Here is a 20,585-nt window from a genome sequence, read left to right on the forward strand (position 1 = left end):
CCATGCTTGAACTCCTCATCGCCGACCTGGCCACCGACATCCCAGGCGCCCTGCGTCTGCAGCGCATGGTGCAATTGGTCGCCCGCCATTTCGCCTGCGATGCCGTAGGCCTGCTCAAGCTGGACGACACCGTGCTGCGCATCATGGCCGCCAGCGGATTGAGCAACGACACCATGGGCCGGCACTTCGTCATTGCCGACCATCCCCGTTTCGCCCGCATCCTGGCCAGCCGCAGCCCGATCCGCTTCGAGCCCGACTGCGAGCTGCCCGACCCCTACGACGGCCTGCTGGACGACAAGCAGGGACAGCCCCTGCCCGTGCATGACTGCGTAGGCATTGCCCTGCACCTGAAAGGCGCGCCCTGGGGCATCCTGACCCTGGACGCCCTGCAACCGGGCACCTTCTGCGAGCAGGCCCTGATCGAGCTGCAGCGCTGCAGCCTGGTGCTGGAAAGCGCCATCCGCGTGAGCGAGCTGGAAGAAGAAAACCGCAGCCTGCGCCTGCTGTCCACGCAGCCGGCCGGACGCCTGGCGCAGACCAGCTCCTCGGAGATCATCGGCGCCAGCGTCCCCATGCTGGACGTGATCCACTTGCTGGACACGGTGGCCGATTCGGAGCTGCCGGTGCTGCTGCTGGGCGAAACCGGCGTGGGCAAGGAGCTGTTCGCGCGCCGCCTGCACCAGCGCTCGCGCCGCAGCCACAAGCCGCTGGTCTACGTGAACTGCGCCGCCCTGCCTGAATCGCTGGCGGAAAGCGAGCTGTTCGGCCATGTGAAAGGCGCGTTCTCGGGCGCGCAGGCCGACCGCGCCGGGCGCTTCGAGGCCGCCGAAGGCGGCACGCTGTTCCTGGACGAGATCGGCGAGCTGTCGCTCTCGGTGCAGGCCAAATTGCTGCGCACGCTGCAGAACGGCGAAGTCCAGCGCCTGGGAGCCGACCATCCGGTCAAGCTGGACGTGCGGCTGGTGGCCGCCACCAACCGCGACCTGGGCCAGCAGGTCGCCCAGGGCGCTTTCCGCTCGGACCTGTTCCACCGCCTGTCCGTCTTTCCCCTGAACATCCCGCCCTTGCGCGACCGGCACAACGACATCCTGCTGCTGGCCGGGCATTTCCTGGAGGCCAACCGCTCGCGCCTGGGCCTGCGCGGGGTACGACTCTCACCCGGCGCCGAGGCCGCCCTGCTGGCCTACCACTGGCCCGGCAATGTACGCGAACTGGAACACCTGATCAGCCGGGCCGCCATCCGGCTGCTGGTCGATGCGCCCGACCGCAATCAGATCTTCACGCTGGACGCCGACAATCTGGGCCTGACTCCGCCCGTGCATGCTCAGCCCCCTGCCGCCGCGCCTTCCCGAGGTCCAGTCTGGCAACCGCTGCGCCAATCGGTGGACCAGTTGCAACGCCATCTCATACGCCAGGCCCTGGAGCACTCGGGCGGCAACTGGAGCCAGGCCGCCCGCCGCCTCGGACTGGATCCCAGCAACCTGCACAAACTGGCCGGCAAACTTGGGCTCAAGGCCCGTTCAGAGACTTTCATTCATGAATGACATTTCCAGCGCCTCCATGCTGTCGGCCCTGCCCGTGTTCTCCCGGCTGGATGCCGCCAGCCTGGACGATCTGTGGCGGCAGGGCCGCCTGATCCGATACGACAAGGACAGCCAGGTCTTCCGCCAGGAGCAGGCCAGCGACCACTTTTTCGTGCTGCTGCAAGGCTTGATCAAAGTCGTGCGCACCATGCCCAACGGCTCGCAACTGCTGGTGCGCTTCGCCTTGCCGGGTGATGTCATCGGGATCGCTCCCGCCCTGCGCCGGCGCAGCTATCCGGCCACCGCCGTCAGCGTGACCCAGAGCGCCGCGCTGGCCTGGCCCGAGCAGGCCTGGGAAGGCCTGACCTCGCGCTACCCCTGCCTGCTGCACGCCGCCCAGGATACGGTTTCCCGGCGCCTGAGCGAGGCCGACGACAGGCTGCTGGAAATCCACAGCCTGGAAGTGGAGCAGCGCCTGGCGCACAGCCTGCTGCGCCTGATCCGGCAAGTGGGCCAGGACGATGCGCAGGGCACGTCCCTGAGCATCCCCGTGACCCGCCAGGATCTGGCCGACCTGGCCGGCACCACGCTGTACACCGCCAGCCGCATCGTCAGCAGCTGGGACCATCAGGGACTGATACAGGCCGGCCGCAAGCAGATCACGATCGCCGACCTGGACGGATTCGCGCGTACCGTGCTCGACGGCGCCTGAAGCCGCCGGGCCAATGAAGATCCGGCTTTGCCGTGAACGGCGAAGCTTGCGCCATATTCAGCCCTCGGTCACCAGGCGCAGGCCCAGGTAGCGCGGCGGTACGCCGACCGAGCAGGCGCCGGACTTGGGATCGCGGATGAAATCGGGCATGACGGCAACGTGCTCTCCTCCCAGGGTGCGCACGCCGCAATTCTCCAGCCGCGATTCAGCGGCCGGCGTGCCCAGCCTGTGCACGCGGACATGGCAGGTGTCGGTCCATTCCGACACCTGGCCGCCCGCATCGAACACCCCGTGCGCGTTTGCCTGCCCTTGGCCCATGGGCGCCAGGGGGACTTCCTGTTCCTGCTTGCGGCGATAGTTGACCTGGTATTCCTCCAGCCACAGGGCCGCCTGGGCGTTCTCGTCCAATGGCCCCTGGGCGGCATCGGGAGCCTGCAGGCCCGCGAAGTAGCTCCACTCCAGAAAAGTCGGCAGTCGAAAACGCCTGCCGGTACGCTCCGACAGCCAGGCGGCGTAGTCCTGGCCGTCCTGCCAGCTGACGCCAGCCACCGGCATGTCCCGCGCCTGTCCCTGGCCGACGGGATCGGCCTGCTTGCAACGCCCTGCGGCAACGCATTGGCTGTAGTCCCGCTGGCTGACCAGATGCTTCATGACCTGCAGGGAGGCGGCGGGCGCGTACATGACCGTATCGGACGCCACCAGCTTGCCGTCCTGCAGGAATTCGCCCGGCTGGACCAGCAGGCGCGCCGGTCCCGCAACACTGACCAGCTCCGGCATTTCCGGCGCGGCGGCCTGTTCGCCCGCCGAGCACGCCGCCAGCAAGGCCGCCAGCGCCATGGTTCCCAGAATTCGCTTTCTCATCGACAATCTCCGCTACATGTCTGGATTGGAACCCAGGCGGCGGCCGCTGTCCTTGCGCCAGGGCAAGCACAGCAGTAACACTATGCCATCAACGCAAAACCGCCTTGCATCTGCGCACTTTTTATTTTCGGGACAGGCTGAGAAGATAGATGCTCACCCTACCCTCCGGAGCAGCCATGAAAATTGCATTGATCGGCGCCAGCGGCTATGTCGGCTCGGCCCTGCGCGATGAAGCCCTGGCCCGCGGCCATCAGGTCAGCGCTCTGGCCGGCCACCCCGAGAAGCTGCCGGCCCACCCCAAGCTGACCGCGCTCAAGGTGGACGTCATGAATGAGCAGGCGCTGGCCGACAAGCTGCGCAAGCATCACGCCGTCATCAGCGCCTTCAGCGGTCACGCCCAGCCGGACGTGCGCGCCTACTACGTGCAGGGCATGCGGCACATCCTGAACGCCGTGCGCCTGGCCGGCGTCCCGCGCCTGCTGGTGGTGGGCGGCGCCGGCGCGCTGAACGTGGGACCGGGGCAGGCCCTGCTGGACACGCCCGACTTCCCCAAGGAGTGGAAAGCGACGGCCGAAGGCGCGCGCGACGCCCTGGCCCTGCTGAGGGCCTGCGACCTGGACTGGACCATGCTGGCGCCCTCCGCCATGCTGGAACCTGGCCGGCGAACCGGGCAGTTCCGCCTGGGCAAGGACGATCTGCTGGTGGACGACAAAGGCGACAGCCGCATCAGCACCCAGGACTACGCCATGGCCATGCTGGACGAAGTCGAACGCCCCCGCCATACCCGCATGCGCTTTACCGTGGGTTACTGATCAGGCCGGCACACAACAAGACGGGCGCCTGACAGGCGCCCGTCTTGCTTGATCTGCGGCTTGGCGCAGGTTCAACTGAAGAAATTCATGAACCCCGTGATGATGACGGCGTTGAAGAAGTCGATGAACAGCGAGCCCACCAGGGGGATCACGAAGAAGGCCTTGCGCGAGGGGCCGTTGTCTTCGGTGAAGGCCTGCATATTGGCCATGGCGTTGGGCGTGGCGCCCATGCCGAAGCCGCAGTGGCCCGCGGACATCACGACGGCGTCGTAGTCCTTGCCCATCACGCGGAAGGTGACGAAGGACGCGTAGGCGAACATCAGCACGGTCTGGGCGACCAGGATCAGCAGCAGCGGCCCGGCCACCTCGGCCAGTTCCCAGAGCTTCATGACCATCAAGGCCATGACCAGGAAGAAGGCCAGCGACACATTGCCCATGATCTCGAATTCTTTCTCGGGCAGGCGGTAGCGGCGCCAATCGATGATGTTGCGGATGACGGCGGCCACCAGCATGGAGCCCAGGTAGGCCGGCAGGACGATGCCGCGCTCGGCCAGCCAGTTGATGATCAGGCTGCCTATGCCTATGGCCACGGCCAGCAGCACCACGGCGTACACGGGCATGTCGAAACCGCTGTCGTCGACCTGGATGGTTTCCGTATGGGTGGCGGGCGCGGCATCCTTGCCCTCGTGCTGGCGGCGATGGCGGCGATGCGGCTCCGGACCTGTGATGCCGTGGCGCTTCATCAGGCGCAGGCCCACCGGGCCGCCGATCACGCAGCCCATGACCAGGCCCCAGGTGGAGGCGGCAATGGCGGCGGGAAGGGCCCCGGTGGCGCCCGCGGTCTCCATCAAGGGGCCGAAGGCGGCGGACGTGCCATGGCCGCCCGTCATGGATACCGAGCCGGCCGCCAGGCCGATCAGCGGATTGGCACCCCAGCATGGCCAGGGAGACGCCCATGACGTTCTGCAGGACGATCAGGCCCACGGCGCAGCCCAGGAACATGGCCACGGCCACCCCGCCCTTCTTGAGCAGCTCGAAACTGGCCGAGAAGCCGATGGTGGTGAAGAACGCCATCAGCAGGAAATTGCGGATATCGTCGTTGAACTGGAAGGTGAAGGCGCCGGTCTGGTGCCCGACCAGGGCGATCAGGGAAAAGATCAGTCCCCCGATGATGGGGCTGGGGATGAAATAGCGCGCCAGGATGGCCACGCGATTCTTGATGTACTCCCCCAAAACCAGAAAAACGGCGGCCATGCCGACCGTCTGTGCGATATCAAGCTGGATGTCCATGAATCCTTTCCCTTACATCTTTTGGATATGTCGACGCGACCCTCTTTACCAAGGCAGGATTCACTGCCGCAACATGCCGGGTGCGCGTGCAAATTTTTTGCAGGCAGGCCACACGATAACGCGACGCACCTGTGCTGAGCAAATTGCAGCGGGGTTCAGAAAATAACATAATCGACGGATTTCACGTGTAAAAACCGTTGAATTTCCGCGATCTGCTTACAAAAAAGTCCAGCTTCCCTAGGAGACGTCTTTTAGCCTTGCAGTTCAGGCAGTCAAAAAAAACCCGCCGTTCGGCGGGTTTCACGAATGCGGGTTCAACGGTCGCGCTTGACGGCGAAGGCGCACAGGCGCAGCAGGACCTGCTTGAATTCGCTGTCGGGCACCGACTCCAATGCCTGCACGGCGAGCTCGGCCTCGGCTTCGGCGGCCTGGCGGGTATAGGCCAGGGCGTCGGTCTGCTCGATGGCCTGGGCCACGGCGCTGAAATCGGCATCGCCGGTCTCGATGGCTGTCTTGATGAGCTGCGCCTGTTCGGGCGTGCCCACTTCCATGACGCGGATCAGCGGCATGGTGGGCTTGCCTTCGCGCAGGTCGTCGCCCACGTTCTTGCCCAGCGCTTCCGTGTCGCCGGTGTAGTCCAGCACGTCGTCGATGAGCTGGAAGGCCGTGCCGATATGGCGGCCGTAGGACGCCATGGCTTCTTCCAGGTGCGGCTGCGCGCCGGCCACGATGGCGCCCACCTGGGCGGCGGCCTCGAACAGCTTGGCGGTCTTGTAGCGCACGACCTGCAGGTAGCGTTCCAGGGAGACGTCCGGATCATGCACGTTCAGCAACTGCAGCACCTCGCCTTCGGCGATGACCGTGGTGGCGCCCGACAGCACGGCCATGGCGCGCATGGAGTCGGATTCCACCATCATCTCGAAGGAGCGGGAATAGAGATAATCGCCCACCAGCACGCTGGCGGCGTTGCCGAAGACGGCATTGGCGGTGTGGCGGCCGCGGCGCATGTCCGATTCGTCGACCACGTCGTCGTGCAGCAGGGTCGCGGTGTGGATGAACTCCACCACGCCGGCCAGCAGGTGATGCGTGGCGCCCTGATAGCCCAGCGCCCGGGCCACCAGCAGCAGCAGGGCGGGCCTCATGCGCTTGCCGCCGGCGCTGACGATGTATTCGCCGATCGTGCGTATGAGCACCACGTCCGAATTCAAGCGCTCACGAATGACGACATCGAGAGCCTTCATGTCGTCGGCGATAGGTTCAATCAGGGCTGAGAGGTTCAAAACAGGATTCCGGACGAGTAAGTGGTGCGGCCGCCGTCACGGCCATTCATAACTTGGTGATTATACGATTTTGAGTCGCTTTAGGCCTATTGTTACCAGCCTTGCACGGATTTGGGCACTGGAAAGCGTTTCAAATTAGCGATAATAGCGGTTTCGAAGACCGATTACGGAGACTGTCTTGAATCCGCAAGACCTCAGCACACTGATCAGCCGCGCCGAACGCGTCCTGGCCCAGCTGGAAGCCTGGCTGCCCCCCGCCCCCCGCCCATCAACTGGGACGCCGTCGCCTTTCGCTGGCGCAAGAACGGGTCGCGCGGCTGGCTGGAAGGCGTCAGCCACGTTGCCGCCATACGCAGCGAGGACCTGCACCACATCGAGCGCCAGAAAAGCATCATCGAACGCAACACGCGCCACTTCCTGGAAGGCAAGCCCGCCAACAACGTGTTGATGACGGGCGCGCGCGGCACGGGCAAGAGCTCGCTGGTCAAGGCCATGCTGTCGCAATACGCCGACCGGGGCCTGCGCCTGATCGAAGTGGACAAGTCGGACCTGGGCGACCTGGGCGAGATCATCGAGCTGATCAGCGTCCGCCCCGAGCATTTCATCATCTTCAGCGACGACCTGTCCTTTGAAGAAGGCGAAGCCGGCTACAAGGCCCTGAAGTCGGTGCTGGACGGTTCGGTGGCCTCTCCGGGCGACAACGTGCTGATCTACGCCACATCCAATCGGCGCCACCTGATGCCGGAATACATGAAGGAGAATCTGGGCGTCTCCACCTCGGCCGACGGCGAGATCCATCCCGGCGAAGCGGTCGAGGAAAAAGTGTCCCTGTCCGAACGCTTCGGGCTGTGGCTGTCCTTCTATCCCTTCAAGCAGGACGACTACCTGGACATCGTCTACTACTGGCTGGGCGCGCTGGGCTGCCCGGCCGAGCAGATCCAGGCCTCGCGCACCGAGGCGCTGCAGTGGGCGCTGGAGCGCGGTTCGCGCTCGGGCCGCGTGGCGCGCCAGTTCGCCCGCGACTGGACGGCCCGCCATGTGTAAACCCTGCATCGAAGTGGCCGTGGGCGTGCTGCTGCAGCCCGACGGCCGCGTCCTGCTGGGCAGCCGCCCGGCCGACAAGCCCTGGCCGGGCTGGTGGGAGCTGCCCGGCGGCAAGATCGAACCGGGCGAGGACGTCATGCAGGCCCTGGCGCGCGAGCTGCGCGAGGAACTGGACATCGAGGTCACCGAGGCCCAGCCCTGGGTCACGTACACCCATGAATATCCCAAGAATTTCGTCAAGCTGTACTTCTGCCTGGTGCGCGGCTGGCAAGGCGAGCCGCGCGGCATGGAAGGCCAGGAACTGGCCTGGGTGCGCCCGGCCGGCCCGCTGGACGTGGGTCCCGTGCTGCCGGCCACCGAACCGCCCCTGAAATGGCTGCAGCTGCCCGAACGCTACCTGATCACCCAGATCGAGGAGCCGGCGCGCCTGCCCCAATACCTGCAACAACTGGAACAGGCCCTGCAACAGGGCCTGGCGCTGGTCCAGTTCCGCGAACCGGGCTGGGCGGCGCGCGAGGACGCGGAATTCCACCTGCACCAGGCTTTCTTGCAGGTGGTCAGCCTGTGTCACCGCTACCAGGCCCGCTGCCTGGTGAACAGCGTGCATCCGCAGAGCTGGTGGGACCATGCCGACGGCGTGCATCTGCGCGCCAGCGACGCGCTGGCCCTGGCCGAGCGTCGCCACGACACCCTGACCGCCTTCCCTGCCCTGAACCAGGGACTGATCGGCATCTCGACCCACAACGAGAGCGACATCGAGCTGGCCCGCAAGATCCAGGCGGACTTCCTGGTGCTGGGCCATGTACTGGAAACCCGCTCCCATCCCGGCGACCCCGGCATGGGTTGGGCGCGTTTTGCAGAACTGGCCTCCCAGGCGGGCCGCCCGGTCTATGCCATCGGCGGGCAATCGTCGCAGACGCTGGACCCGGCCCGCCGGCACGGCGCCCATGGCATTGCCGGCATACGCAAGCTGATGGACGGCCCGCAGGCATGATGCCGCCGGTCACCATCTCGGAGCACGAAGGCGTGCGCTACCTGCACCTGGGCTCGCCCTGGGTGCAGGGCGCCATGCGCCTGGACGCGCCGGAACGCCTGGAACTGGAATACATACGGCAGATGATGATGTGGACGCTGTTCCTGGATCAGCCCCGGCGCATCGTCCAGCTGGGCCTGGGCGCGGGCGCGCTGACGCGTTTCTGCCATCGCCACTTTCCCGATGCGCTGGTCGAGGCCGTGGAGCTGAACCCCGAGGTGTACAGGGCCTGCCGGCTGGTCTTCGAACTGCCGCCCGACAACGGACGCCTGCGCGTGCACATCACCGATGCACTGGCCTACCTGCGGCAGCAGGACGCAACGCTGGATGTCCTGCAAGCGGATCTGTATTCCGACCAGGCCGATCACCCCGCGCTGGAAGACCTGGATTTCTACCAGGCCTGCCGCCAGGCCCTGGCCCCGCACGGGCTGCTGACCGTCAATCTGCTGGGCGCCCCGCTGGTTCATGCACGCAATCTGCACGCACTGCAGCAGATCTTCGCCGCCGTGGCCTGGCTGCCGGAAAGCCACGACGGCAATATCGTGGCCATCGCCTTCAAGCAGGCGCCGCAAATCGATTTTGACGAGCTCTATGAGCGCGCCGAGCGCATCCGGAGCCGACTCGGCCTGGACGACGCCCGCAATTGGGTCGACGGCCTGTACGCCTGGATGGAGCAGGATTAGGGCGAGCCGGCGGACGCGGCCGTTCCCGATTCCGCCTGCTCCGCGCCCGACGGGGCCGCCCAGCCTCCGCCCAGGGCGACCAGCAGCTTGACCGCGGCGCGCAGGCGCTGCGACTCCAGGTCCAGCGCCTGCCTCTCCGCGGAAAACGCCGTGGTTTCGGTTTGCGCCAGGCTCAGGTAGTCCACCAGGCCCGCGTCGAACTGATTGCGCGTCAACTGCAGGGACTCCCGCGCCGCCGCCAGGGCCCGGGCCTGGCTGGCCTGCTCGAGCCCCAGCCCGTTCAAGTCCGAGAGCGCATCCTCCACTTCCTTGAGCGCGGTCAGCACGGTCTGGCGATATGCGGCAACCTGCTCGTCATAGCCGGCCTCGGCCTGTTCCACCTTGGCCCGGCGCGCGCCGAAATCCAGCAAGGTCAGGGCCAGGGACGGCCCCAGGGACCACACGCGGGCCGGCGCCGTCAGCCACTCGCTCAGATCCGAGCTGCTGAAGCCGCCGCTGGCGTTGAGTTTCAGGCTCGGAAACCAGGCTGCCTTGGCCACGCCGATCTCGGCGTTGGCCTGCGCCATGCGGCGCTCGGCGCGCGCCACGTCGGGGCGCCGCTCCAGCAGGCTGGACGGCAGGCCCACCGGGATGTCCGGCACAACCGGCCAAGGCGCATGGGGCACCAGTTCGAACTGCGAGGGCGGACGCCCCACCAGCACCGCCAAGGCGTGCTGGTAGCCTGCTTTTTCACGATTCAACGCCAGACGCTGAGTACGCGCCCCTTCCAACTGGCTGAGCGCCGCGGCCACGTCGCTCTGCGCGGAAAAGCCGGCGTCCAGGCGGTTCTGATTGATCTGCAAGGAGCGCTCGTAAGCCTGTACGGTCTGGTCCAGCAGGCGCTCGGCCGACTCCGCGCTGCGGTACTGGAAATACGTCTGCGCCAGTTGCGACTGCAGGCTCAGGCGCGTGGCCACCATGTCGGCCGCGCTGGCCTGCAGCGAGGCGTCGCCCGATTCCACTTGGCGGCGGATGCGCCCCCACAGGTCCACCTCCCAGGACACGTTGGCGTTCAAGTCATACGTGCTGCCGCTCTGGCTGGTCTGGCCCGAACCGCTGCCGCGGCGGGTGGAAGCCGCCGTGCCGTTCACCTGCGGGAACAGGCCCGAGCGCGCGTTGGACAGCGCCGCCTGGGCCTGGCGCACCCGCGCCTCGGCCTGCTGCACGGAAAAATTCTGGGTGTTCAGGCCGCGCATCAGTTCGTCGAGCACGCCATCGTTGAAGGCCGCCCACCAGGCGCCGCGCGCCTGCAGGTCCGCCGGCTGGGCGGTCTTCCAGGCTCCCTCGACGCGGGCTTCGCGAAAATGCTCGCCCACGGGGGCGTCGGGACGCTGATAGTCGGGACCCACGGCGCAGCCGGCCAGGGCCCCCAGCAGCAAGGCCAGGCTCAGGCGCGTCAGGGGCGCGAAGAAAAGACGGTTAGCGGGCATGGTCAGTCTGCTCGTCCAAAGTAGTGCGGCGCATGCGGCGCAGGAAACGGTGGCGCAGGCGGTCCAGGTACAGATAGACCACCGGCGTGGTGTACAGGGTCAGGATCTGGCTCAGCGCCAGGCCGCCCACGATGGTGACGCCCAGCGGCTGGCGCATCTCCACGCCGGGACCGGAGGCCAGCACCAGCGGAACGGCGCCAAAGATGGCCGACAGCGTGGTCATCATGATGGGCCGGAAACGCACCAGGCAGGCTTCATAGATGGCCTGGCGCGAATCCAGACCGTGCTCGCGCTCCATCTGCAGGGCGTAGTCCACCATCATGATGGCGTTCTTCTTGACGATGCCGATCAGCAGGAACACGCCTATCATGGCGATCAGGTTGAATTCGCCGCTGGTCATCATCAGGGCCAGCAAGGCCCCTATGCCCGCCGAGGGCAGCGTGGACAGAATGGTCAGCGGATGCATGTAGCTTTCGTACAGCATGCCCAGCACGATGTACAGGGCGACCAGCGCGGCCAGGAACATCAGCGGCTGCTTGGCGATGGAATCCAGCATCTGGGCAGTATTGCCTTCGAAGCCGGCCTGGATCTCGCGCGTGGGCAGCTGGATGCGCGCCATGGCCTGCTCGATGGCCGCCGTGGCCTGGCTCAAGGTGACGCCTTCGGCCAGGCCGAAGGATACGGATTCAGCCACCAGCAGACCCATGTGATTGATGCTGCGCGGCGTCGTGCCGGTGGTGAAACGCGTGAAGGCCGACAGGGGCACGCGCGTGCCGTCGCGGGCGACGACCTCGATCTCCTTCAATGACTGCAGATCCTGGGCGAAGCGCGGCTCCACCCCCATGACCACGCTGTACTGGTTCAGGCGCCCGTAAATGGTCGCGACCTGCCGCTGGCTGAAGGAGTTGTTCAGCGTATTGGCCACTAGCGCCATGTCCACGCCCAGACGCATGGCCTGGTCACGATCTATCTCCAGCTGTACCAGGCCTGCCTTGTCGTCCGTGCTGGTGTCCACATCCACCAGTTCGGGCAGTTCAGCCATGGCCTGCTGCACCTTGGGCAGCCAGGTCTTGAGCAGCTCCAGGTCGCTGCCCAGCAGCGAATAGTCGTAGGATCCGGAGCGCGAGCCGCTTCCCCCGCCCACCGGGATGTCCTGCTGGGGCACCATGAACATGCGCGCGCCCGGCGTGGTGCTGAGCGGTTCGCGCAGGCGGTTGACCACGTCCGTGGCGCTGGATGTGCGCTCGTCCAGCGGCTTGAGCTCGACCAGGATGAAGGACGAGGTGCTGCCGCCACGCCCGCCCGCGAACACGGCCACCGAACGTATGTCCGGATCCTGGTTCAGGATGGCCCGGAAATGCTCCAGCTTGGGCTCCATGGCCTGGAAGGATGTGCCGCGGTCCACGCGGAAGAACCCCATCAGCTGGCCCGTGTCCTGTTGGGGAAACAGACCCTTGGGCACCACGGCGTACAGGTAGACGTTCAGCCCTATGGTGGCGAACAGCGACAACAGCATGATGCGATGATGCTTCAGGGCCCAGTCCAGGGAGCGCCGATAGCCGCGCCAGCTGACCTCGCCGAACCAGCCCAGGAAGCGGCTGAGCGGATTGCGCGCCTGTCCATGCTGCGGCCCCGGACGCAGCAGGCGCGCCGACATCATGGGCGTGAGCATCAGCGAGATGATCAGCGAGACCATCACCGCCGTGCACAGCGTGACGGCGAACTCCATGAACAGGCGCCCGGCCAGGCCGCCGATCAGCCACAGGGGAATGAACACGGCCACCAGGGACAGGCTCATGGCCGTCACCGTGAAGCCGACCTCGCGCGTGCCGCGCAACGCCGCGCGCATGGGCGACAAGCCCTTCTCCAGGTAGCGCATGATGCTCTCGAGCACCACGATGGCATCGTCCACCACGAAGCCCGTGGCCACGATCAGGGCCATCAATGAAATGGTGTTGAGCGTGAAGCCGAACAGATACATCAGGGCGAAGGTGCTGATCAGCGAAGCCGGCACCGCAATCGCCGGAATCAGGGCCGCGCGCCAGTTGCGCAGGAACAGCAGCACCACCAGCACCACCAGGGCGACGGCGATGATCAGGGTCAGCTGGGCCTCGTCCAGCGTGGCGCGGATGCTGGGCGTGCGATCCTGCGCGACGGACAGGTGGGCCTCGCTGGGCAGCATGTCCTCGATGTCGGGCAGGCGCTCGCGTATGGTATTGACGGTCTCGATGATGTTGGCGCCCGCCTGGCGGCGCACGATCAGCAGGACCGCCGGCTGGTCGTTCAGGTAGCCCAGGCTGTGGATGTCCTCCACCGAATCCTCCACCTTGGCCACATCGCCCAGGCGGATCACCTGCCCGTCCTGGGTCTTGAGCACCAGCGGCTCGAACTGGCGCGCCTGGTTGTACTGCTTGCCCGAACTGAGCTGCCACTGATCCTTGCCGTCTTCCAGGTAACCGTTGGGCCGCAGACTGTTGGCATTGTTGATGACGGCGCGCACGTCATCCAGCGCGACGCCGGCCGAGGCCAGCGCCTTGGGGTTCAAGCCCACGCGCACCGCCGGCAGGGAGCCTCCGCCTACGTCCACCGAGCCTACGCCCGGAATCTGCGCAAGCTTCTGCTGCACGATGCCGCTGGCCATGTCGTAGAGCTGGGCCTTGGTCGCCGTGGGCGAGGTCAGGGCCAGCACCATGACGGGCATGGACGAAGGATTGACCTTTTCGTAGGTGGGCACGCTGGACATGCCCGAGGGCAGCATGGGCCGGGCCTGGTTGATGGCCGCCTGCACGTCGCGGGCCGCGCCCTCGATGTCCCGGTCGAGCTCGAATATCAGGATGATCTGGGTGGAGCCTTCGCTGCTGCGCGAGCTCATCTCGGAAATGCCGGCGATCGAACCGAGCGACTGCTCCAGGGGCGTGGCCACGCTTGAGGCCATGGTCTCGGGGCTGGCGCCGGGCAGGCGGGCCTCGACCGCAATTATGGGGAAATCCATTTCCGGCAGCGGCGCCACGGGCAGCAGGCGAAGCGACAAGGCGCCGGCCAGCACCATGGCCAGCGCCAGCAGGCTGGAGCCCACCGGCCGGAAGATGAACAGACCCAGCAGACGCTTCATGAGGCCTCGCGCGCGCCGCTGCGGCGGGTGAAGCGGTCAAAGAACAGATAGATGACGGGCGTGGTGAACAGCGTCAGCAGCTGGCTGGCCAGCAGGCCGCCCACCATAACCAGGCCCAGCGGCTGGCGCAGCTCCGCGCCCGAGCCGGTGGCGAACATCAGCGGGATGGCGCTGAACAGCGCGGCCAGGGTGGTCATCAGGATGGGCCGGAAGCGCAGCAAGGCCGCCTGATGGATGGCCTGGCGCGGAGGCAGGCCCTGCTCTCGCTGGGCCTCCAGGGCGAAGTCGATCATCATGATGGCGTTCTTCTTGACGATGCCAATCAGCAGGATGATGCCGATCACCCCCACCATGTCCAGGTCCCGCCCAGCCAGCAACAGCGCCACCAGAGCCCCGATGGCCGCCGACGGCAGCGTGGACAGGATGGTGATAGGATGGATGTAGCTCGCGTACAGGATGCCCAGCACGATGTACATGGTCAGCACCGCCGCCAGCATCAGCCATAGCGTGCTGGACAAGGAGGCATGAAAGGCCTTGGCCGCCCCCAGGTAGCGCAGGTCCACCGAGGCCGGCATGCCGATGTCCTCGCGCACCGTCTCGATGGCGCTTATGGCGTCCGACAGCGAATAGCCCTCGGCCACGTCGAAGGATGCGTTCACGGCCGGGAACTGGCCGAGCCGCTCCACCGACAAGGTGCTGGGCAGCAGCTGGATGCGCGCCAGGGACGTGACCGGCACCGAAGTCCCGGAGCTGGTCGTGACGTAGATGTGCTCCAGGTCCTGCGGCGCCTGGCGATAATCGCTCTGCACTTCCAGCACGACGCGGTACTGGGTCGACTGGGTATAGATGGTGGAGATCAGGCGCTGGCCGAAAGCATCGTACAAGGCGTCGTCGATATTGGCCTTGGTCACGCCCACGCGCGCGGCCGCATCGCGGTCTATGTCCAGCAGCAGTTGCAGGCCATCGTTCTGCAGCCCCATGGACGCGTCCTTGATCTGCGGCAGCCGACGCACGGCGTCCAGCCACTTGGGCATCCATTCGTTCAGCACGTCCGTGTCCGGATCGGACAGGGCCATCTGGTAGACGTTGCGGCTGATCTGGTCGTCCACCGTCAGCTCCTGTATGGACTGCTGGTACGCCGTCAGGCCGGGAATGTCCGCCAGACGTTCGCCCAGCCGCGCCATGATTTCATCGGCGCCGGCGCGCCCGCTGCTCCGGGGCTTCAGGGAAATCTGCATGCGGCCGTTGTTCAGGGTGGCATTGGTGCCGTCCACGCCGATGAAGGAGGTGACGGTATCCACATCCGGATCTTCCAGTACGATGGCGGCCGCCTCTTGCTGCAGGCGACTCATGGCGCCGAAAGAAGCCGTCTGCGGCCCTTGCGTGATGACCTGGATCAGGCCGGTGTCCTGCTGCGGAAAGAAGCCCTTGGGCACCACCACGTACAGCAGGCCGGTAAGCGCCACCGTGCCCAGGGCCACCAGCAGGGTCAGCCTCTGGCGCCGCAGCACGAAGACCAGGCCCTTGTCGTAGGCGTGAATGACCCTGTCCATCTGGACGCCGGCCCAGGTCGTGAAGCGGCCGTGCTTCTGCTCGGCGCTGGGCTTGAGCATGCGCGCGCACATCATGGGCGTGAGCGTGAGAGAGATGAACAACGACAGCAGGATGGCCACGGCCAGCGTGATGGCGAACTCGCGGAACAGCCGCCCGATGACATCGCTCATGAACAGCAGCGGTATCAGCACGGCGATCAGGGAAATGGTCAGGGACAGCAGCGTGAAGCCGATCTGGGCGGCGCCCTTCAGGGCCGCCTGCAGGGCGCTCTCGCCTTTTTCGATGTAGCGCGCGATGTTCTCGATCATGACGATGGCGTCGTCCACCACGAAGCCGGTGGCGATGGTCAGAGCCATGAGCGTCAGGTTGTTCACGCTGAAGCCGCACAGGAACATGATGCCGAAAGTGCCGATCAGTGAAATGGGCACGACCACGCTGGGGATGACGGTGGCCGTCCAGGTGCGCAGGAACACGAACGTGACCAGCACCACCAGCACGATGGCCAGGATCATCTCCTTCTGCACATGGTCCACCGAATCACGGATGGTCTGGGTGCGGTCGGTGGCCACCGACACGTCCACGCCCACCGGCAGCGAACGGCGGATCTCGGGCAGCAGGCGCTGGATCTGGTCGACCACGTCGATGACGTTGGCGCCGGGCTGGCGCTGGATGTTCAGCAGGATGGCCGGCTCCGATCCGGCCCACGCGGCCTGGCGCACGTCCTCGGCGTCGCGCACCACGGTCGCCACCTCGCCCAGCCGCACCGCGGCGTCATTCTGATAGGCGATGATCAAGTTCTCGTAGTCGCGCACCGACTTGAGCTGTTCGTTGGCGCTGATGCTGGTGGAGCGTTGCGGTCCGTCCAGATTGCCCTTGGGCTGGTTGACGTTGGCCGCGACCACGGCCTGGCGCAGATTGGTCAGGGTCAGGTTGCGCGCGGCCAGGGCGGCCGGGTCGGCCTGGATGCGCACGGCCGGCTGCTGGCCGCCGGCGATGCTGACCAGGCCCACGCCGTTGACCTGCGAGAGCTTCTGCGCAACCCGCACGTCGATCAGGTCGCGCACCTCGTGCAGGGGCATGTTGGGCGAGGTCACCGCCAGCGAGATCACCGGCGTGTCGGCCGGATTGACCTTGTTGTAGATGGGCGGGGCGGGCAAGTCGTTGGGCAGCATGTTGGACGCCGCATTGATGGCCGCCTGCACCTCCTGCTCGGCCACGTCCAGCGACAGGCCCAGGTCGAACTGCAAGGTGATGCGCGAGGCGCCGCCCGAGCTGGAGGAGATCATCTGCGACAGGCCCGACATGCTGCCGAAGCGCCTCTCCAGCGGCGAGGTGACCAGGGCCGCCACCACATCGGGACTGGCGCCCGGATAAAGGGTGACCACCTGGATGGTGGGATAGTCCACCTGCGGCAGGGCCGCCACCGGCAGCATGCGATAGCCCAGCAGGCCGGACACCAGCAGCGCGACCATGGCCAGGGTGGTGGCCACCGGGCGCAGAATGAAAAGTCGGGACATGCTCACCGTTTATTCACCCGCTGGGCGTGCGCGCCGGCCCGATCCGCCGGCCGGCCGCTGGGCCTGTTCCGGCTTGGCCGCCGGCGCCTGGGCCTTGCCGGCTGCGTCCATCACTTCCACGACCGAACCTTCGCGCAGGCGGTCGGTGCCTTCCACCACGATGCGCTCGCCCGCCTTCAAGCCCGAAGCCACCAGCGTGGTGTCCAGCGAGGCGGTGCCCAGTTCCACAGGCTGCACATGCACCTTGTCGTCCGCGTCCAACGTATACAGATAGGTGCCCACCGAGCCGCGCTGCACCGCGTAGGACGGGATCAGCAGCCCTTGCTGCTGGCCCAGGTAGATGCGCGCATTGACGAACTGGTTGGGAAACAGGGTCTCGTCGGGATTGTCGAACTCCGCCTTCACGCGCAAGGTGCCCGTGGCCACGTCGATCTGATTGTCCAGGGCCTGCAGCCGGCCCTGGCTGGAAAGCACCCGGCCGTTGCTGTCGGTGACCTCCACGCGCAGCGGCGCCTGGCTCTGGCGCATGGCCTGCGAGAGAGCCGCCAACTGATTCTGGGGCAGGGAGAATTCCACGCCGATCGGATCGGTCTGGGTGATGACGACCAGGCCGTCGGTATTGGCGGCGGAAATCAGGTTGCCCTGATCCAGCTTGCGCAGACCCAGACGACCGTCCAGCGGCGCCGTAATGCGGGTGCGATCCAGCTGCAATTGGGTGCGGGCCACTTCCGCCTGGCTGGACTTGACCTGCGCCTGAAGCTGCTGCACGGCGGTTTCCTTGGTCTCCAGCGCCTGGCGCGAAATCGAATTCTGCTGGAACAGCACGCGGTGACGCTGCAGCTCCTGCTGCGCGCCCTTGAGCTGGGCCTGGTTCTGCAGCAACTGGCCGCGCGCCTGATCCAGCTGGACCTGATAGGTGCGCGGATCGATCTCGGCCAGCAGGTCGCCGGCCTTGACGCGCTGGCCGTCCTTGAACAGGACGCGCACCAGCACGCCGTCGACCTCGCCGCGCACGGCCACGGTCTGCAGGGGCTTGACCGTGGCGATGGCCGTCAAAGTCTGGTCGATCAGCCCTTCCTGCACGGTTACGACGCGCACCGGCACCTTGGCGGAGACCATCATGCCGCGCGGTCCGCGCGGCTGGCCGGAGGCGCTTTCGGTCGCGGCGGGCTTCGGAGACAAAGCGTAATAAGCCAGGCCTCCCGCCACCAACAGACCCAGCACCAAGCAGACATAAAAGGTTCGGGACTTCCGACCTCTGCCTGTATTTAACTCCGACATGTAAGCTCCCCGGCTAAAACTCGATTGTCCGCACGCAGCGTCAAAACCAGCGTTTAACAGCAGCGCGCCCGTTTCGGACGCGCTCGCGCAACGTGTGACATTATTCCATTGAGCCCGGCGCAAGGGAGGGTTTTATGTCCGTGCGCGAAGCCTGCGTGCAACAGCCGCCCGCTCCGGCGCGCGCCTGCCCGGCCAAGTATAAAAGCCGCTACCTGAACCTGATATGAACGGAACTGTTCAACCGAAATTGCAGCGCGCCAGCCGGAAAGGGATGTCCGCCGTGACCGGTTGCGGCTTGAGCTGGTTGTCCTGCTGCACGAAGCGCACCCACACCACATAGCGGTTGGCGCTCATCTCGGGATAGATGCGCGCGCCGGCGTTCACCCACACCCGCAGCAACTGGAAGGACTTGCCGGCCAGCATCTCCTGGTAGGAGCCTTCGCGGGCGGTCTGCTCGACCGCGTCGCCCGATTGGCGCAGCAGGCGCAGGATCAGGGCCAGGCCCTGGTACAGGGGCGCGAAGGGCTCCGACCAGCGCCGGATGTCCTCGACGCGCTCGGCATCGGGGCGCTGCTGCCAGGAGTAGTAGGACGGCATGTCCACCTGCGAGGTGCCGCCCGGAACGGCGACCCGGCCGCGCAGGCTGGCCAGCCATTCATTGTCGCGCAGGCCCTGGCCGACCCGCCCCTGCGCGGACAGCTCGGCCGCCGCGCCGTTGATTTCATCCAGCATCTTGTCCAGCGCCTGCAACTGCACGCCGGGATGCTCGCGCAAGGCCGCCAGCGCGATGCGCTGGCGCTCGAGGTCCTGCAGGACGGCGGAGCGCAAGTCGGTGCGATCGGAGATGTCCAGCAAGTCGAACAGGGTTGCCACGGCAACCTGATGGGAGTGCGCGTCCAGGCTGCGGGCAAAGTGAAACAGCCGCTCGAACAGGTATTCCACCCGGAGCAAAGCCCTGACACGCTCGTTGCATGGGTATTCGTATAGAGTCACGCGTTTAGAAACCTTTATTAGACTGCTTGCGGCGGGGGGGGGACCCCGGTCCACCGGACCCGTCCCTTTTTCACATGGCCCGGGCGCGCTGCTCCAGGAGCGGCAGCGTCGTCTCCCCGTCATTCAGGACGACATCATCGGCCAGCGCAAGACGCTGCTCGCGCGTGGCCTGTGCGGCCATGATACGCTCAATCGTGGCAATGGACAGCCCGCTGCGCTGCTGCACGCGGCGCACCTGGGTGGCCGGATCGCAATCGACGACGCAGATGCGGTCCACCCGCTCCCGCCACCGGCCCGACTCCACCAGCAAAGGCACCACCACGACAAGATAACATCCCTGCGCAGTCAAGGTCTGTGCTTTTGTTACGGCTGAAATCAAGGGATGAATGATGCCCTCCAGGCGGCGGCGCGCCGGCGGATCCTGAAAGACGCGGGCGCGCATGCGGTCGCGGTCCATGGAGCCGTCCGCGGCGATGAACTCCTGCCCGAAGGCCTGGCGGATGGGTTCGATGGCCTGCCCGCCGGGCGCGGTGAGCTGATGGGCGATCACATCCGTATCGATGACGGCCGCGCCCCAGGCGGCGAAGAAATCCGCCACCTTGCTCTTGCCCGATCCGATTCCCCCCGTCAGCCCTATCGTCAGCATGCGCCGTCCATCCGTCAAAAATGAAACTGTAACGTAAGGACGGCAATCCTCCTACCCCGCAGGCAAAGGGCGGCGCTGTCCTGCGCGCAAGGTCTCGCGTAGAATCGCAGTATCCCTCTCCACGGAAGTCCGCCATGCCTTTTCAGAAGATCACGTCCCTGCGTCCCCTTTCCCTGGCCATGGTCGCCCTGCTGGCGGCCTGCGCCCAGAGCCCGGCCCAGCCCGACCCCAACGAAGGGCGCGGTTCTACGCAGCAGGATGCCCTGCGCAACGCCCAGGGCCGCGACACGACCCGCGCTCCTTCGCAGATCACCCTGGGCTTCGGCGACCAGGAAGGCGTGCGCCCCGTCGCTCCCGCCCAGCCTGAACAGCAAGCCGCGCCGCTGGGCACGACAGTGGCCGAACTGGCCGAGCCCAAGACCTTCCTGGGCACGCTGTCCTGCCCGCCCCAGGGCGGCGCCTGCTCGCCTTCCAAGATCAGCGTCACGCTGGCGCCCGCCGGCCAGTGGCGCCTGCGCGCCATGCCCCTGGACGGCGGACAGGCGCGCAGCGCCGGCGGCTGCTGGGTGCCCATAGGCGCGCAGCCCACGCGCATCGCCCTGCTGGCGGACAACGACACCACGCTGGCCGACCTGAGCTTCGTGAATGGCAATGTACTGCGCATCAATACGTTCAACCAGCAGCGCCCCACGCTGGAAAGCCGCCTGACCCGCCAGGCCGACATCGACCCCATTGCCGAGCTGGACGGCAAGCCCGTCCCGGCCTGCCGCTGAGC

General features: G+C 66.4%; 15 protein-coding genes and 2 pseudogenes. 7 read left to right on the forward strand and 10 right to left on the reverse strand.

The window, feature by feature from the left end; translation table 11 throughout:
• The first annotated feature begins 2 nt into the window (after window positions 1–2).
• Together norR and ACWPWO_RS13875 are read left to right on the forward strand one after the other, a co-directional pair.
• Window positions 3–1,544, forward strand: a complete 1,542-nt coding sequence (norR, locus tag ACWPWO_RS13870) for a nitric oxide reductase transcriptional regulator NorR (protein ID WP_454007071.1) — start codon at window positions 3–5, stop codon at window positions 1,542–1,544.
• Window positions 1,537–2,235: a Crp/Fnr family transcriptional regulator gene (locus ACWPWO_RS13875; protein WP_454007072.1), complete on the forward strand. Its 699-nt coding sequence runs from the start codon at window positions 1,537–1,539 to the stop codon at window positions 2,233–2,235. The genes norR and ACWPWO_RS13875 overlap by 8 nt, the downstream gene beginning before the upstream one ends.
• 57 nt (window positions 2,236–2,292) lie before the next feature.
• On the opposite strand, the gene ACWPWO_RS13880 is transcribed toward ACWPWO_RS13875, so the two are convergent.
• Complete coding sequence (locus tag ACWPWO_RS13880; protein ID WP_454007073.1) at window positions 2,293–3,096, reverse strand: formylglycine-generating enzyme family protein; 804 nt, start codon at window positions 3,094–3,096, stop codon at window positions 2,293–2,295.
• A 176-nt stretch (window positions 3,097–3,272) separates the two neighbouring features.
• Between ACWPWO_RS13880 and ACWPWO_RS13885 the strand changes: the two genes are divergently transcribed.
• Window positions 3,273–3,908, forward strand: coding sequence for an NAD(P)-dependent oxidoreductase (locus ACWPWO_RS13885; RefSeq protein ID WP_454007074.1), 636 nt, complete (start codon window positions 3,273–3,275; stop codon window positions 3,906–3,908).
• A 71-nt stretch (window positions 3,909–3,979) separates the two neighbouring features.
• On the opposite strand, the gene ACWPWO_RS13890 is transcribed toward ACWPWO_RS13885, so the two are convergent.
• The 3 genes and pseudogenes from ACWPWO_RS13890 to ispB all read right to left on the reverse strand — a co-directional run bounded on the left by ACWPWO_RS13890 (window position 3,980) and on the right by ispB (window position 6,478).
• Window positions 3,980–4,798, reverse strand: coding sequence for a sodium/glutamate symporter (locus ACWPWO_RS13890; protein ID WP_454007075.1), 819 nt, complete (start codon window positions 4,796–4,798; stop codon window positions 3,980–3,982).
• 103 nt (window positions 4,799–4,901) lie between these two features.
• A pseudogene (locus tag ACWPWO_RS13895) lies at window positions 4,902–5,198 on the reverse strand (sodium/glutamate symporter); the annotation flags it as partial.
• Window positions 5,199–5,512: 314 nt separating this feature from the next.
• Window positions 5,513–6,478: an octaprenyl diphosphate synthase gene (gene ispB, locus ACWPWO_RS13900; protein WP_454007076.1), complete on the reverse strand. Its 966-nt coding sequence runs from the start codon at window positions 6,476–6,478 to the stop codon at window positions 5,513–5,515.
• Window positions 6,479–6,656: 178 nt separating this feature from the next.
• Between ispB and ACWPWO_RS13905 the strand changes: the two are divergent.
• From ACWPWO_RS13905 to ACWPWO_RS13915, 3 genes and pseudogenes are all read left to right on the forward strand, one after another.
• A pseudogene (locus ACWPWO_RS13905) lies at window positions 6,657–7,522 on the forward strand (ATP-binding protein).
• On the forward strand, window positions 7,515–8,516 hold the full coding sequence (locus tag ACWPWO_RS13910) for a Nudix family hydrolase (RefSeq protein ID WP_454007077.1): 1,002 nt from the start codon (window positions 7,515–7,517) through the stop codon (window positions 8,514–8,516). The pseudogene ACWPWO_RS13905 and the gene ACWPWO_RS13910 overlap by 8 nt, the downstream one beginning before the upstream one ends.
• A complete protein-coding gene (locus tag ACWPWO_RS13915; protein ID WP_454007078.1) occupies window positions 8,513–9,238 on the forward strand; it encodes a spermine/spermidine synthase domain-containing protein in 726 nt (241 codons plus the stop codon). The genes ACWPWO_RS13910 and ACWPWO_RS13915 overlap by 4 nt, the downstream gene beginning before the upstream one ends.
• On the opposite strand, the gene ACWPWO_RS13920 is transcribed toward ACWPWO_RS13915, so the two are convergent.
• The 6 genes from ACWPWO_RS13920 to coaE form a co-directional block, all read right to left on the reverse strand.
• Window positions 9,235–10,707 (reverse strand): efflux transporter outer membrane subunit, encoded by a 1,473-nt coding sequence (locus ACWPWO_RS13920; RefSeq protein ID WP_454007079.1) that lies wholly within the window; start codon window positions 10,705–10,707, stop codon window positions 9,235–9,237. The two genes, ACWPWO_RS13915 and ACWPWO_RS13920, sit on opposite strands and share 4 nt — an antisense overlap.
• A complete protein-coding gene (locus tag ACWPWO_RS13925; protein WP_454007080.1) occupies window positions 10,697–13,819 on the reverse strand; it encodes an efflux RND transporter permease subunit in 3,123 nt (1,040 codons plus the stop codon). Before ACWPWO_RS13925 ends, ACWPWO_RS13920 begins: the two co-directional genes overlap by 11 nt.
• The gene (locus ACWPWO_RS13930) at window positions 13,816–16,896 is read right to left on the reverse strand and encodes a multidrug efflux RND transporter permease subunit (protein ID WP_454007081.1); all 3,081 of its coding nucleotides are present in this window, start codon (window positions 16,894–16,896) and stop codon (window positions 13,816–13,818) included. The genes ACWPWO_RS13925 and ACWPWO_RS13930 overlap by 4 nt, the downstream gene beginning before the upstream one ends.
• Before the next feature lie 3 nt (window positions 16,897–16,899).
• Window positions 16,900–18,012 (reverse strand): efflux RND transporter periplasmic adaptor subunit, encoded by a 1,113-nt coding sequence (locus ACWPWO_RS13935; RefSeq protein ID WP_454007082.1) that lies wholly within the window; start codon window positions 18,010–18,012, stop codon window positions 16,900–16,902.
• 396 nt (window positions 18,013–18,408) lie between these two features.
• Window positions 18,409–19,164, reverse strand: a complete 756-nt coding sequence (gene zapD / locus ACWPWO_RS13940) for a cell division protein ZapD (RefSeq protein WP_394061984.1) — start codon at window positions 19,162–19,164, stop codon at window positions 18,409–18,411.
• A gap of 70 nt (window positions 19,165–19,234) precedes the next feature.
• The gene (gene coaE, locus ACWPWO_RS13945) at window positions 19,235–19,810 is read right to left on the reverse strand and encodes a dephospho-CoA kinase (protein WP_454007083.1); all 576 of its coding nucleotides are present in this window, start codon (window positions 19,808–19,810) and stop codon (window positions 19,235–19,237) included.
• Between the two features lie 134 nt (window positions 19,811–19,944).
• On the opposite strand from coaE, the gene ACWPWO_RS13950 reads away from it, so the two are divergent.
• The gene (locus ACWPWO_RS13950; protein WP_454007084.1) at window positions 19,945–20,583 is read left to right on the forward strand and encodes a hypothetical protein; all 639 of its coding nucleotides are present in this window, start codon (window positions 19,945–19,947) and stop codon (window positions 20,581–20,583) included.
• Window positions 20,584–20,585: the final 2 nt, after the last annotated feature.

The organism is Alcaligenes sp. Marseille-Q7550 (genome assembly GCF_965112015.1).

What these genes read in the sequence shown, in the direction of transcription:
- norR (WP_454007071.1), top strand. Translation starts at nt 3, where the DNA reads ATGCTTGAACTCCTCATCGCCGACCTGGCCACCGACATCCCAGGCGCC.
- ACWPWO_RS13875 (WP_454007072.1), top strand. Translation starts at nt 1,537, where the DNA reads ATGAATGACATTTCCAGCGCCTCCATGCTGTCGGCCCTGCCCGTGTTC.
- ACWPWO_RS13880 (WP_454007073.1), bottom strand. Translation starts at nt 3,096, where the DNA reads ATGAGAAAGCGAATTCTGGGAACCATGGCGCTGGCGGCCTTGCTGGCG.
- ACWPWO_RS13885 (WP_454007074.1), top strand. Translation starts at nt 3,273, where the DNA reads ATGAAAATTGCATTGATCGGCGCCAGCGGCTATGTCGGCTCGGCCCTG.
- ACWPWO_RS13890 (WP_454007075.1), bottom strand. Translation starts at nt 4,798, where the DNA reads ATGACGGGCGGCCATGGCACGTCCGCCGCCTTCGGCCCCTTGATGGAG.
- ACWPWO_RS13910 (WP_454007077.1), top strand. Translation starts at nt 7,515, where the DNA reads ATGTGTAAACCCTGCATCGAAGTGGCCGTGGGCGTGCTGCTGCAGCCC.
- ACWPWO_RS13915 (WP_454007078.1), top strand. Translation starts at nt 8,513, where the DNA reads ATGATGCCGCCGGTCACCATCTCGGAGCACGAAGGCGTGCGCTACCTG.
- ACWPWO_RS13920 (WP_454007079.1), bottom strand. Translation starts at nt 10,707, where the DNA reads ATGCCCGCTAACCGTCTTTTCTTCGCGCCCCTGACGCGCCTGAGCCTG.
- ACWPWO_RS13925 (WP_454007080.1), bottom strand. Translation starts at nt 13,819, where the DNA reads ATGAAGCGTCTGCTGGGTCTGTTCATCTTCCGGCCGGTGGGCTCCAGC.
- ACWPWO_RS13935 (WP_454007082.1), bottom strand. Translation starts at nt 18,012, where the DNA reads ATGATGGTCTCCGCCAAGGTGCCGGTGCGCGTCGTAACCGTGCAGGAA.
- coaE (WP_454007083.1), bottom strand. Translation starts at nt 19,810, where the DNA reads ATGCTGACGATAGGGCTGACGGGGGGAATCGGATCGGGCAAGAGCAAG.
- ACWPWO_RS13950 (WP_454007084.1), top strand. Translation starts at nt 19,945, where the DNA reads ATGCCTTTTCAGAAGATCACGTCCCTGCGTCCCCTTTCCCTGGCCATG.